We start from the raw sequence: 12,599 nt of genomic DNA, 5'->3' as shown, positions 1-12,599 counted from the left end.
GGCATGAAAAAGCCCGCACGCGGCGGGCTTGTTCGCAACGGGGTCGATCAGCCGCGGGCGGCGTCGATCACCTCGATGTAGGGCTCGGCCTGGCGCTGGTCGCGGATCAGGGCGACGAAGTCGTGGCCCTTGGCGTCCTTGGCGGCGAGGTCGTAGCCGGCCTCGACGAAGAATTTCACGAAGCGCTCGAAGTCGTCGATGCGCAGGCCACGGTAGGCCTTGATCAGCTTGTGCAGCGAAGGCGGCGTGTCGTCGGCCGGCTCGACCTCGAGGAACAGCTTGATCGACTCATCGCCGATCTCTTCGCCAATCACCTGCTTCTTGTCTTTACGCATCGCTCGCTTCTCTCTACGGCATCCGTCGACGGCCCGGGCCGTCACCAAAGGCGAGCAGTTTAACCCCGCCACGGGCGCCGGCTCAACGCACGCGCACCGCGCCGCTGTGCAGGTCGGCCCAGACGTGGCCGTTGGGGTAGCTGAGGAACTGGCAGTAGACCGGGCCGTGGCGCAGCAGGTCGAGCAGCTGGGTGTAGGAAGCGGCCGGATAGGACAGGCTGAGGGTGCGGCTGGCGGCGTCGTAGCTGGGCTTCTTCAGGCTCTTGCCTTCGCTGTCGAAGCTGATCAGCACCTGAGTCGCCGCACCGCCCTTGTTCAGCGCCTTGCCCTTCAGGCGCAGCAGCGCCGGCGTGGTGATCGGAATCGGCTGCTGGTTCGACTGGCGCTGGTTGCCCAGCACCACGCTGTACTCGGTGACCTGCAGCAGTTGCTGCTGCTCCGGCGCTTCAGCGCGCAGGTTGCCGTCGTCCGGCGGCAGGAACTGGCCGTGGGCTACCGGGGCGTCGGCGGCGCAAAGCGGCCCGGCGCAGGCCAGGAGGGAAACGCAAAGCAGGTGGCGCAACTTCATTTCGGACCCCGCGGCAAAACTCGTCCGGCACTCTAGCATGCACCCGCGAAGCCTCGCACAGGCACTTGGTGAGGCCGTCGATGCATTGATAAGATTTGATGCATTCACCCACTCACATGCCAATGGACGGATGCAGGAACCCACATGCTGCACAACGTATCCGACCTCGACCTGCGCCTGCTGCGCATCTTCGCCAGCGTGGTGCGCTGTGGCGGCTTCTCCGCCGCCCAGGGCGAACTGGGCATGGGCCAGTCGACCATCAGCACGCATATCGCCAGCCTGGAAACGCGCCTGGGCTACCGCCTGTGCGAACGCGGCAAGAGCGGCTTCCGCCTGACCGACAAGGGCGAGCTGGTGCTGCAGCACAGCCAGGCGCTGTTCGCCGCCCTGGGCGACTTCCGCGACCAGGTGCAGTCGCTGGCCGGGCGCCTGGTCGGCGAGCTGCGCCTCGGTCTCGCCGACAACATCGCCACCCTGCCCGAGGCGCGCATCCACGACGCCCTGGCGCGCTTCGGCCGGCGTGACCAGGAAGTGCGCCTGCACCTGTCGATAGGTTCGTCCACCGAGCTGGAGCGCCAGGTGCTGGCCGGCGAGCTGCACCTGGCCATCGCCTGCTTCGGCCGGCAGCTGCCGAACCTGCGCTACAGCCCGCTGTACAGCGAGCGCGTGGCGGTGTTCTGCGGGCGCGGCCATCCGCTGTTCGAGCACCCCGCGCCGAGCCAGCAGGACCTGGAAGCCTGCGCCTGGGTGCAGTACGGCTACGCCCAGGCCGACGTCCAGCTGCCGGCCGACCCGCGCCGCAGCACGGCGCTGGCCAGCAACATGGAAGCGGTGGTGCACGCGGTGCGCGCCGGCAGCCACCTGGGCTACCTGCCAACGCACTACGCGCAACGCTGGGTGGAACTGGGCGAGATGCGCGCGCTGCTGGCCGAACAGTTCGGCTACGGCATCAGCCACAGCCTGCTGCTGCGCGACGACGCGCACCACAACCAGGCCCTGCAGGCGCTGGTGGAGGACATCCGCACCGTGCATGGCGCAGGCGAAACGCCCACGTAACGGCCCGTTTTTCGTAGGAGACAGCGGCCTGACCGGCGCAACCGGCCAGGCAATCGCCCTTAGCGCGGCGCGGTGATGTGCTTGATCCCGAGGAACGCCGACAGCCCCCACGGGCCCAGCTCGCGGCCGATGCCGCTGGCCTTGCCGCCGCCCCAGGAGGTCTGCGGGAACACCGCCTGCGGCGAGTTCAGCCAGACGTGGCCGGCCTCCAGGCGCTCGGCGACGCGCTGGGCGCGCTGCAGGTCGGCGCTGGCCACGGTGGCGGCCAGGGCGAAGTCGCAGTCGTTGGCCTGGCGCAGGGCGTCGGCCTCGTCGCTGAAGCGGCGCACGCAGAGCACCGGGCCGAAGATTTCCTCGCGCCACAGGCGGCTGTCTTGCGCCACGTCGGTGTAGACGGTCGGCTGGATGCACCAGCCCTCGCCCACTTCGCCGCCGGTCAGGCAGGCCAGGCCTTCGTCGCGGGCGATGGCGAAGTAGTCCTGCACCTTGCGGAACTGCGCCTCGCTGGTCATCGGGCCCATGTCGGTCTCGCCGGCCAGCGGGTCGCCGATGCGCAGCGCCTCGACGGCCACCTTCAGGCGCGCCAGCAGTTCGTCGGCGATGCTCTCCTCCACCAGCAGGCGCGAGGTGGCCGAGCACATCTGCCCGGCGTTCCAGTAGACGCCGGCGATGATCCACTGCACGGCGTCGTCCAGGTCGGTGTCGGCGAACACCAGGATCGGCGACTTGCCGCCCAGCTCCAGGCCCACCGGCAGGGTGCGCGCGGCGGCGGCCTGCATGACCTTGCGGCCCACGGCGTTGCTGCCGGTGAAGGACAGCTTGTCGATGCCGGTGTGGCTGCTGATGGCGGCGCCGACGTCGGCCAGGCCCGGCACCAGGTTCAGCACGCCGGCCGGCAGGCCGATGGCGTCGGCCACTTCGCCCAGCGCCAGTTCGATCAGCGGGGTGATTTCCGAGGGCTTGAGCACCACGGTGCAGCCGGCGGCCAGGGCCGGTGCGACCTTCCAGGCGCTGGTCACCAGCGGGAAGTTCCACGGCACGATCAGCCCGGCCACGCCCACCGGTTCGAAGCGGGTCTGCGAACGGAAGCCGGCGTCGGGCAGGGCCACTTCGGCGTTCTGCCGGGCATCCAGGCCGGCGGCCAGCTCGGCGTAGTAGGCGAAGGTGGCGATGGCGTCGCCGATGTCGATCTCCGCCTCCAGGCGCGGCTTGCCGCTGGCGCGCATCTGCAGCTCGATCAGCGCTTCGCGGCGGGCGTCCAGCTGCTCGGCGAAACCGCGCAGGTAGACGGCGCGCTCGGCGCCGGTGGTTTCACGCCAGCTGGCGAAGGCGCGACGGGCGGCGGCCACGGCCAGGTCGACCTCGGCGGCGCCGGCGGCGGCTACCGCTTCCAGCGGCTGGCGGGTGGCGGGGTTGATCGGCTGCAGGGTGGCGCCGCTGGCGGCGTCGCGCCATTGGCCGTCGATATAGAGCTGGGTGCGCATGGTGACCTCGGGGGGTGATTTCAGCGAGGTCGGCAGGATAGGCAGGGGATGGATCGGTAAAAATGCATATCGACGCATGCATGCATCGACACAGGCCGATGTGTACGCAGGGCGCATAACGCGCCAGCGCTATCCGCCGTTTCGCCGCGCCGGGACGCCGGCGAATAACCGCGAACGGTTATTCGCCCTACGGGAACTGCGCCCGCATCCAGGCCAGGTACTCGCCGGTGCCCGCCTCGCCTTCACGCGGCGCCCAGGCGCCGCGCTCGTCGTCGGCCAGCAGTTGGTAGGGGCCGGCCTTGCATTCGAACATCAGGCTGTCCGGCTCCAGCGCCACCAGGGCGTGGAAGGTGCCCGGCGGCAGGTCGACGCCGGCGCAGTCGCCGGCGGGCGAGAGCTCGCGGGTGGCAAGCAGTTCGCCGGCCGCGGAGAACACCAGCAGACCCAGACGGCCCCGGAGCACGATGATGCTCTCGGCCTTGTTCGGGTCGCGGTGGCAGTGCGGCTGGATATAGGTGTCCGGCTGCAGCGCGTTGAGCAGGCGATTACACGGCTCGTTCTGCTCGTGCAGGTTGTGGTGCTGGCGCAGGCGCGGGCTGGCGGCCGCCTTCCCGGACAGCTCGGCGAACAGGGCCTGGTCGAGGAAGCGCGGCGCGGCCATGGCTCAGAGCCCCTTGACCGCGAAGATGCCCGGCGCGTTGCGCCAGTAGCCCTTGTAGTCCATGCCGTAGCCGAAGATGTAGCGGTCCACGCAGGACAGGCCGACGTAGTTGGCCTTCAGGTCCGGGCGCGCCTTGCGGTCGTGGTCCTTGTCGATCAGCACCGCGGTGTGCACTTCGCGGGCGCCGGCGTGGCGGCAGAAGTCGATGATCGCCGACAGGGTATGGCCCTCGTCGAGGATGTCGTCGACGATCAGCACGTCGCGGTCGATGAAGGAGATTTCCGGCTTGGCCTTCCAGAACAGCTCGCCGCCGGTGGTTTCGTTGCGGTAGCGGGTGGCGTGCAGGTAGGACAGTTCCAGCGGGAAGTTCAGCTTCGGCAGCAGCTTGCCGGAGAAGATCAGGCCGCCGTTCATCACGCAGAAGACTACCGGGTTGCGTTCGGCCAGCTCAGCGTTGATCGACTCGGCGACGCGGCCGATGGCGGCGTCCACTTCGGCGTCGTTGTACAGGCAGTCGGCTTCGGCCATGACTTGGCGGATATGCGCGAGATCGACGGACATTGGCGGGCTCTCCCGGAAAAAGTGCGCAAAGGTACTCATCCGACTGCCCTGGGGCAAGTGCTGGCGGACGAAAGACGCAGACAATCCTGCCCCAGGTCAGCCCGAATGTGCAGGCATTTTTCAGCGGCGCTTTTTCGCGCGGCAACTGCCAACTGCCCCTAAGATGCATTACGCTACCGCAATTTTTTGCCAGCCCCACCCGGAGACCCCGCCCATGCCCGTGCACGAGATTCGCCATCCCCTGATCCGCCACAAGATCGGACTGATGCGCCGCCACGATATCAGCACCAAGAATTTCCGCGAGCTGGCCCAGGAAGTCGGCGCCCTGCTGACCTACGAAGCGACCGCCGACCTGCCGCTGGAATTCTACGAGATTCCCGGCTGGGCCGGCCCGGTGCAGGTGGAGAAGATCGCCGGCAAGAAGATCACCGTGGTGCCGATCCTGCGCGCCGGTATCGGCATGCTCGACGGCGTGCTCACCCTGATCCCGGGGGCCAAGGTCAGCGCCGTGGGCGTGGCGCGCAACGAGGAAACCCTGGAAGCGCACACCTACCTGGAAAAGCTGGCGCCGGACATCGCCGAGCGCCGCTCGCTGATCATCGACCCGATGCTGGCCACCGGCGGCTCCATGGTCGCCACCATCAACCTGCTGAAGAAGGCCGGTTGCAAGGACATCCGCGCGATGGTCCTGGTGGCCGCGCCGGAAGGCATCAAGGCGGTCGCCGACGCCCACCCGGACGTCACCATCTATACCGCCTCGATCGACCAGGGCCTGAACCAGCACGGCTACATCATTCCCGGCCTGGGCGACGCCGGTGACAAGATCTTCGGCACCAAGCAGAAGGACACCTGATCCATGGCCGATGAATTCAACGAGCCGCTCTGGCGTCAGGTGATCTCCGGCGCGCAGATGCTCTTCGTAGCCTTCGGCGCGCTGGTGCTGATGCCGCTGATCACCGGGCTGGACCCGAACGTGGCGCTGTTCACCGCCGGCTTCGGGACCCTCATGTTCCAACTGGTGACCGGGCGCCAGGTACCGGTGTTCCTGGCCTCCAGCTTCGCCTTCATCACCCCGATCATCCTCGCCAAGGGCCAGTTCGGCCTGGCCGCGACCATGGGCGGGGTGGTCGCCGCCGGCTTCGTCTACACCTTCCTGGGCCTGGCGGTGAAGATCAAGGGCACCGGCTTCATCGACCGCCTGCTGCCGCCGGTGGTGATCGGCCCGGTGATCATCTCCATCGGCCTGGCCATGGCGCCGATCGCCGCCAACATGGCCATGGGCAAGGCCGGCGACGGCACCGAGCTGATCCCGTACCGCACCGCCATGCTGATCTCCATGCCGGCGCTGGTCACCACCCTGATAGTCGCGGTATTCGGCAAGGGCATGCTGCGCCTGGTGCCGATCATCAGCGGCGTGCTGGTGGGCTATGCGCTGTCGCTGGCGTTCGGCGTCGTCGACATCGCCAAGATCGCCGCCGCGCCCTGGCTGGAGCTGCCGAAGTTCACCACGCCGGAGTTCAACTGGCAGGCCATCCTGTTCATCGTCCCGGTGGCCCTGGCCCCGGCCATCGAGCACATCGGCGGGGTCATCGCCGTCGGCGGGGTGACCGGCAAGAACTACCTGAAGACCCCCGGCCTGCACCGCACCCTGCTCGGCGACGGCATCGCCACCTCCGCCGCCGGCCTGTTCGGCGGCCCGCCGAACACCACCTACGCGGAAGTCACCGGCGCGGTGATGCTGACCAAGAACTACAACCCGAAGATCATGACCTGGGCGGCGGTGTTCGCCATCGGCCTGGCCTTCATCGGCAAGTTCGGCGCCATCCTGCAGAGCATCCCGGTCCCGGTGATGGGCGGCATCCTCTGCCTGCTGTTCGGCACCATCGCCTCGGTGGGCATGAACACCCTGATCCGCCACAAGACCGACCTGTCGCAGGCGCGCAACCTGTGCATCGTCTCGGTGACCCTGGTGTTCGGCATCGGCGGCGTGTTGATCGGCTCGGGCACCGGCCCGGACGACTTCGGCCTGAAGGGCATCGCCCTGTGCGCCATCGTCGCGATCATCCTCAACCTGATCCTGCCCGGCGAGGAAGGCTGGCAGAACAAGGCGCTGGACGAAAGCGCCAACGAGGGCGAGTCACAGTGAGCCGGAGCGCCCCGGCCCTTCACGGGACGGGGCGCGCGCCTCAACCGCCCCTGATTGTGTCGAACGCCCGCCGCCCACGGCAGTCCACACCCGTTGGAAGCGCACGGCACTGGAGGTAAAGGTCATTTCTGCCCGTAGTCATATCCCGCGCCGGCCCACGCCGGCGCTGGCATCCAAACTCCCCGGAGCGCGTCCATGAGCCGCGCCTGGTGGTTGCTGGTGGCCCTGCTCGGCGCCTCGCTGGTGCCGCTGGTGCTGGGCGGCCGGCCGATGCTCGCGCAGCTGGCCAGCTACCCGTTGGACAGCCTGCTGCTGATGCTCGGCATGATCCTGCTGTGCTGGCTGATCAACGCCCAGAAGCTGCGCGTGCTGCTCGCCGGACGCGCCGGCCCGCTGAGCCAGCGCCAGTCGATCGGCATCGTCATGGCCTCGGAGTTCGCCTTCTACGCCACCCCCGGCGGCAGCGGCGCGCCGCTGACCCTGATGGCCCTGCTGGCCCGCCGCGGCCTGCGCCCGGCGCAGAGCAGCGCGATCTTCGCGGTCGACCAACTGAGCGACCTGCTGTTCTTCCTCAGCGCGCTGCTGGTGGTGCTCTGCTACACGCTGTCGCACAGCCTGAGCCCGAGCCTGGAAGCCTCGCTGCTGGTCAGCGCGGTGCTGCTCGGCGGCATCCTGGCCGGCGTGGTGCTGCTGGCGCGCTTCCAGCGCCGGGTGATCCGCGCCAACGGCCGCCTGCTGGCGCGCCTGGGCGTCGGCCCGCGGCGGCGCCTGCACTGGGCGCGCAAGCTGCTGCACTTCCGCGACAGCATCGTCACCAGCCTCAAGCAACCGCGCCGGCGCCTGCTGCTGGTGTTCCTGCTCACCAGCTGCCACTGGCTGCTGCGCTTCTCGGTGCTCTACATGATCCTGCTGGCCATGGGCGTGGAGCTGCACTGGGCCTGGACCTTCCTGATCCAGCTGCTGTCCCTGGCCGCCGGCCTGGCCACGCTGCTGCCCGGCGGCGCCGGCGGCACCGAGTTGACCTCGCTGGCGCTGCTCAGCCCGCTGGTGGGCAAGCCGACGGCGGCCGCGGCCATCCTGATCTGGCGGGTGGTGACCTACTATTTCTACCTGGTGGCCGGCGCACCGGTGTTCGCGCTGATGGCCGGGCGCCCGCTGCTGCGCCGCCTGATCGGCCTGCGCAACCGCGACGCCTAGCGCCGGAGCCTCCGGCTATCGCGGACAAGCCCGCTCCTGCGCTCCCTGGCAACCCCATCGCCATGATCCGATGGGTATCGCAAGCTCAATCCATCCGGGGAAAAGCCCCTCGGCGCAGTCGGTAAACAGTTGCTCCTGCCGTACGGACAGGCACGGCGTCTCGCAGGAGCGGCCTCCGCGCAAGCCTCCGCCCTTTACGGCACCAGCACCGCCGCCCCCTGGAAGCGACCGTGACGCAGGTCGTCCAGCGCCTGGTTGGCCTGCTCCAGCGGGTAGCGCCGCACCTCGGTGCGCACCCCGGCGCGGGCGGCGACCGGGAAGAACTCCAGGCCGTCGCGGCGGGTCAGGTTGGCCACCGAGAGCAACTCACGCTCGCCCCACAGGATCGAATAGGGGAAGCTCGGAATGTCGCTCATGTGGATGCCGGCGCATACCACCCTCCCCCCCTTGCGTACGGCGCGCAAGGCAGTGGGCACCAGCTCGCCGGCCGGGGCGTAGATGATCGCCGCATCCAGCGGCTGCGGCGGTGCCTGGTCGGACGGGCCGGCCCAGGCGGCGCCCAGGGAGCGCGCGAACGCCTCGGCAGCGTGATCGCCGGGGCGGCTGAAGGCGTGGACCTCACGCCCCTGCCAACGCGCCACCTGCAAGACGATGTGCGCCGCCGCGCCGAAACCGTAGAGCCCCAGACGACGGCCCTCGCCGGCCTTGACCAGCGAACGCCAGCCGATCAGCCCAGCACAGAGCAGCGGCGCCAACGCCGCGTCGTCACCTTCCTCGCCCAGGGCGAAGGTGAAGCGCGCGTCGGCCACCACGTATTCGGCGTAGCCGCCCGGTCGGGTATAGCCGGTGAACTGCGGCGCCTCGCAGAGGTTTTCCCGGCCCTGGGTACAGGCCGGGCACTGGCCGCAGGTGTGCCCCAGCCAAGGCACGCCGACTCGCTGGCCGAGGACGAAGCCCTCGACCTCCGCGCCCAGCGCATCGACATAGCCGACGATCTCGTGACCGGGGATCACCGGCAGCGGCGCCGCCGGCAGTTCGCCGTCGACCACGTGCAGATCGGTACGGCACACCCCGCACGCCGCCACGCGCACGCGCAGCTCGGCGGGACCGGGTTGCGGCACGGGCAGCTCGCGCAGTCGCAGCGGCTGGCCCACCTGTTCGAGCAGCATGGCGCGCATGGGTCACCTCCACACGGGCGAATCGGCTAGGGCTTCTTCGGCGGCACCTCGGGGGGCGCCCCGTCATTCTGCAATTCGCGCCAGAGTTCGGCGGCGCCGGGGAACTCGGTGCCGTCGTCCTCGCTCAGGGCGTCGAGGTCGTAACGGCTGGTACAGCCTTCGCCCAGGGTGGGCGGCGGGGTGGCGGTACCGGGGGCTTTCTGGTCGGACATGGCCGGGCTCTCCTGCAAAGCGGGTTCGCCCGGCCGGCGGGGCTCAGGGCCTGTTCACGATCTCGCGAGCTAGAGCAGAACAAGGCAGAAACGGGCGAGTGAGCGCAGTTTAGTCCGCTAAATGAGCATCGCTCGCCTGTTTTTAACGCAGTTATGCCGACGCGCAGCAGATCGTGGACAGGTTCTCAGTCGAACACCACGGTCTTGTTGTCATGCACCAGCACGCGGTCTTCCAGGTGATAGCGCAAACCGCGCGCCAGCACCATCTTTTCCACGTCCTTGCCCAGGCGCACCATCTCTTCGACGTTGTCGCGGTGGCTGACGCGCACCACGTCCTGCTCGATGATCGGGCCGGCGTCGAGTTCCTCGGTGACGTAGTGGCAGGTCGCGCCGATCAGCTTCACGCCGCGCAGCGACGCCTGGTGGTACGGCTTGGCGCCGATGAACGAGGGCAGGAAGCTGTGGTGGATGTTGATCACCTGGTGGCGGTACTTCTGGCACAGGTCCGGCGGCAGGATCTGCATGTAGCGCGCCAGCACCACGTTGTCGGCCTGGTGCTCGTCGATCAGCCGCGACACCTCGTCGAAGGCCGGCTGCTTGTTCTTCGGGTCCACCGGCACGTGGAAGTACGGGATGCCGTGCCACTCGACCATGCTGCGCAGGTCGTCGTGGTTGGCGATCACGCAGGGAATCTCGCAGTCCAGCTCGCCGCTGTGCCAACGGTGCAGCAGGTCGGCCAGGCAGTGCGATTCGCGGCTGGCCATCAGCACCACGCGCTTCTTCACCGCCGAATCGGTGATGCGCCAGACCATGTTGAACTCGCGGGCGATCGGGGCGAAGGCCTGGCGGAACCCGTCGAGGTCGAACGGCAACGAGTCGGCGCGGATCTCGTGGCGCATGAAGAACCAGCCGTTGTCGTTGTCGGAGTGGTGACTGGCCTCGGTGATCCAGCCGTTGTAGGTGGCCAGGAAATTACTCACCTTGGCGACGATGCCGACCCCGTCGGGACAGGCGATCACCAGTCGGAAAGTGCGCATGGGTGTAGCTCCAGATACTTCGCGAAGGCCGCCATTCTAGCGGCTGCCCGGGAAAACCGCGACACGCGCCGCCCGGCGCCTATCGTGGCCAGGCCTAATTGCGGCGCAAATGAAATTTGCGCGACAACTTAAATATTCCGACATGTAACGACAAAACTTTGCAGCGCGGTTTACTTGAACAACTTCGCTGACTATTATTGGTGGCACTAATATTTCGTCAACGCTTGACCTCAAGACAAGGTACCCCGACATGTCGCTGATCAATGAGTACCGCGCCACCGAAGAAGCCATCAAGGAACTTCAAGAGCGCCTCAAGTCCCTGGAAAAAGACGACAAGCTGAAGAAGGAACTGGAGTTCGAAGAGAAACTCCGCGCGCTGATGGGCAGCTACGGCAAGTCCCTGCGCGATGTTCTCGCCCTGCTCGATCCGGATGCCAAAGTCGGCAAGGCGCCGCGCGCCGCCAAGGGCACCGGCAGCAAGCGCGCGCGCAAGGTCAAGCAATACAAGAACCCGCACAACGGCGAAGTCATCGAGACCAAGGGCGGCAACCACAAGACCCTCAAGGAATGGAAGGCCAAGTGGGGCGCCGACACCGTCGAGAGCTGGGCCACCCTGCTGGGTTGAGCCCGTCGCGGTCAGCGGACGATTGCAGCAAACGCCAGCTTTGGCTGGCGTTTTTTATTGCCCATTGAATATAAGCGGACACTACAGGCGATAACGCCCGCGCAAGTTCTGCACGTATCGTTGCCACTCTTGCAGCACGCCGCCCGCGGCCTCCGGGGATTTTTCCAGCTGTTCGGCGAGCGCCACTTCGAAGTTCGCCAGGGTATTGGGCGCGCCGTACTCCGGGAGCATCAGCCGGCAGCGGCAGAATTCCCGCCATTGCGCCTGCTCATCCACCGACAAAGTTTCGGGGAAATTCCTCGCCCGATATCGGAACAACAGCGGCGGCAGGCGCGGATCGTCGAATGGCCATTGTTCTTTGCCGAGGCGAACCGGGTCGGCATTGCGTACCTGTTCGCAAAGCCGGCGATCGCGGTCGCCAATAAATCCGTCATATAGCTGCTGTTCCGGATCGTCCACGCCGGCGAAGTCTTCTTCGGCATATATCGGCGCCAATTTGTCCTGCCAGGCGCCGCGTTGCTCTAGCAGCGTGCGCTCGTGCTGGCGATAGAGCTCCAGGTCCATGCCCAGGCGCTGGCTGTCCTGCTCGCGCAGCACCGCCATGGGCGCCAGTACCGGACAGCGGTTGACGTGCACCAGCTTCAGCGGCACCGGCAGCTCGCCCTCGGCCAGGTTCTCGCGGCGGGTGTAGAGACGCTGGCGCAGGGTCTCGGCGTCCAGTGCCAGCAGCGGCGCCGGGTCCAGCCCGAGGTCGCAGACGATCAGGGCGTTGCGGTTGCGCGGGTGCCAGGCCAGCGGCAGCACCAGCGAAACGTAGCCGCGCGCCGCCGAGAAACGCCCGGAGACGTGCACCAGCGGCTTGAGCAGTTGTATCTGGTCGAGCACCGCATGCTTGCCGCGCAGGCGGTAGAGGAAGTCGTAGAGCTTGGGCTGGCGCTGGCGGATCAGCCGGGCCAGGGCGATGGTCGCGCGCACGTCGGACAGCGCGTCGTGGGCCTGGCCGTGCTCCAGGCCGTTGGCCTGGGTCAGGCGCTCCAGCTTGAGCGACACCACGCCCTCTTCATTGCGCGGCCACTCGATGCCTTCCGGGCGCAGGGCGTAGGCCGTGCGCACCATGTCGATCAGGTCCCAGCGGCTGTTGCCACCCTGCCACTCGCGGGCGTAGGGGTCGAAGAAGTTGCGGTAGAGGCTGTAGCGGGTGACCTCGTCGTCGAAACGCAGGGTGTTGTAGCCGGCCACGCAGGTGCCTGGCCGCGACAGCTCGGCGTGCAGCCGGGTCATGAACTCGGCTTCGCCCAGGCCTTGCTCTTCCAGGCGCTGCGGGGTGATGCCGGTGATCACGCAAGCCGCCGGGTGCGGCAGGATGTCGTCGCTGGGCCGGCAGTAGAAATTCAGCGGCGCCTCGATCTCGTTGAGCGCCTCGTCGGTGCGGATGCCGGCGACCTGCAGCGGGCGGTCGCGGCGCGGGTCGATGCCGGTGGTTTCGAAGTCGTACCAGAAGATGCTGGCGGTCATGGCGCTCTCCCTTGGCCTGGCCGG

The 12,599-nt window shown here is 67.9% G+C and carries 14 protein-coding genes; 5 read left to right on the top strand and 9 right to left on the bottom strand.

Annotation, left to right across the window (positions count from 1 at the left end; translation table 11 throughout):
• Window positions 1-47 precede the first annotated feature (47 nt).
• The gene (locus tag P3W75_RS03120) at window positions 48-335 is read right to left on the bottom strand and encodes a PA4642 family protein (protein WP_276225914.1); all 288 of its coding nucleotides are present in this window, start codon (window positions 333-335) and stop codon (window positions 48-50) included.
• 82 nt (window positions 336-417) lie between these two features.
• Window positions 418-903, bottom strand: coding sequence for a hypothetical protein (locus tag P3W75_RS03115; protein WP_276225913.1), 486 nt, complete (start codon window positions 901-903; stop codon window positions 418-420).
• 144 nt (window positions 904-1,047) lie between these two features.
• On the opposite strand from P3W75_RS03115, the gene P3W75_RS03110 reads away from it, so the two are divergent.
• On the top strand, window positions 1,048-1,959 hold the full coding sequence (locus P3W75_RS03110) for a LysR family transcriptional regulator (RefSeq protein ID WP_276225912.1): 912 nt from the start codon (window positions 1,048-1,050) through the stop codon (window positions 1,957-1,959).
• A gap of 59 nt (window positions 1,960-2,018) precedes the next feature.
• On the opposite strand, the gene P3W75_RS03105 is transcribed toward P3W75_RS03110, so the two are convergent.
• The 3 genes from P3W75_RS03105 to P3W75_RS03095 all read right to left on the bottom strand — a co-directional run bounded on the left by P3W75_RS03105 (window position 2,019) and on the right by P3W75_RS03095 (window position 4,665).
• On the bottom strand, window positions 2,019-3,443 hold the full coding sequence (locus P3W75_RS03105) for an aldehyde dehydrogenase family protein (RefSeq protein WP_276225911.1): 1,425 nt from the start codon (window positions 3,441-3,443) through the stop codon (window positions 2,019-2,021).
• Between the two features lie 187 nt (window positions 3,444-3,630).
• On the bottom strand, window positions 3,631-4,104 hold the full coding sequence (locus P3W75_RS03100; protein ID WP_276225910.1) for a WbuC family cupin fold metalloprotein: 474 nt from the start codon (window positions 4,102-4,104) through the stop codon (window positions 3,631-3,633).
• Window positions 4,105-4,107: 3 nt separating this feature from the next.
• Window positions 4,108-4,665, bottom strand: a complete 558-nt coding sequence (locus P3W75_RS03095; protein ID WP_276225909.1) for a hypoxanthine-guanine phosphoribosyltransferase — start codon at window positions 4,663-4,665, stop codon at window positions 4,108-4,110.
• Between the two features lie 214 nt (window positions 4,666-4,879).
• Between P3W75_RS03095 and upp the strand changes: the two genes are divergently transcribed.
• The 3 genes from upp (at window position 4,880) to P3W75_RS03080 (ending at window position 8,008) form a co-directional block, all read left to right on the top strand.
• Window positions 4,880-5,518 carry a uracil phosphoribosyltransferase gene (upp, locus tag P3W75_RS03090; RefSeq protein WP_276225908.1) on the top strand — a complete coding sequence of 213 codons (639 nt, stop codon included), beginning with the start codon at window positions 4,880-4,882 and terminating at the stop codon, window positions 5,516-5,518.
• Window positions 5,519-5,521: 3 nt separating this feature from the next.
• Window positions 5,522-6,811, top strand: coding sequence for a uracil-xanthine permease family protein (locus P3W75_RS03085; protein WP_276225907.1), 1,290 nt, complete (start codon window positions 5,522-5,524; stop codon window positions 6,809-6,811).
• Between the two features lie 195 nt (window positions 6,812-7,006).
• Window positions 7,007-8,008, top strand: coding sequence for a lysylphosphatidylglycerol synthase transmembrane domain-containing protein (locus P3W75_RS03080; protein ID WP_276225906.1), 1,002 nt, complete (start codon window positions 7,007-7,009; stop codon window positions 8,006-8,008).
• 194 nt (window positions 8,009-8,202) lie between these two features.
• On the opposite strand, the gene P3W75_RS03075 is transcribed toward P3W75_RS03080, so the two are convergent.
• The 3 genes from P3W75_RS03075 to purU form a co-directional block, all read right to left on the bottom strand.
• Complete coding sequence (locus P3W75_RS03075; protein WP_276225905.1) at window positions 8,203-9,186, bottom strand: zinc-dependent alcohol dehydrogenase family protein; 984 nt, start codon at window positions 9,184-9,186, stop codon at window positions 8,203-8,205.
• 26 nt (window positions 9,187-9,212) lie between these two features.
• Window positions 9,213-9,398: a hypothetical protein gene (locus P3W75_RS03070; RefSeq protein ID WP_276225904.1), complete on the bottom strand. Its 186-nt coding sequence runs from the start codon at window positions 9,396-9,398 to the stop codon at window positions 9,213-9,215.
• 185 nt (window positions 9,399-9,583) lie between these two features.
• Window positions 9,584-10,435: a formyltetrahydrofolate deformylase gene (gene purU / locus P3W75_RS03065; RefSeq protein WP_089389731.1), complete on the bottom strand. Its 852-nt coding sequence runs from the start codon at window positions 10,433-10,435 to the stop codon at window positions 9,584-9,586.
• 250 nt (window positions 10,436-10,685) lie between these two features.
• On the opposite strand from purU, the gene mvaT reads away from it, so the two are divergent.
• Window positions 10,686-11,060: a histone-like nucleoid-structuring protein MvaT gene (gene mvaT / locus P3W75_RS03060; RefSeq protein WP_276225903.1), complete on the top strand. Its 375-nt coding sequence runs from the start codon at window positions 10,686-10,688 to the stop codon at window positions 11,058-11,060.
• A gap of 81 nt (window positions 11,061-11,141) precedes the next feature.
• On the opposite strand, the gene sbcB is transcribed toward mvaT, so the two are convergent.
• A complete protein-coding gene (sbcB, locus tag P3W75_RS03055) occupies window positions 11,142-12,575 on the bottom strand; it encodes an exodeoxyribonuclease I (protein ID WP_276225902.1) in 1,434 nt (477 codons plus the stop codon).
• Window positions 12,576-12,599: the final 24 nt, after the last annotated feature.

The sequence above is a fragment of the Pseudomonas citronellolis genome, assembly GCF_029335315.1.
GTDB classification, from domain to species: Bacteria; Pseudomonadota; Gammaproteobacteria; order Pseudomonadales; family Pseudomonadaceae; genus Pseudomonas; species Pseudomonas citronellolis_A.
The sequence above is the reverse complement of the archived record's forward strand: the minus strand, read 5'-3'. Positions and strand labels throughout refer to the sequence as shown.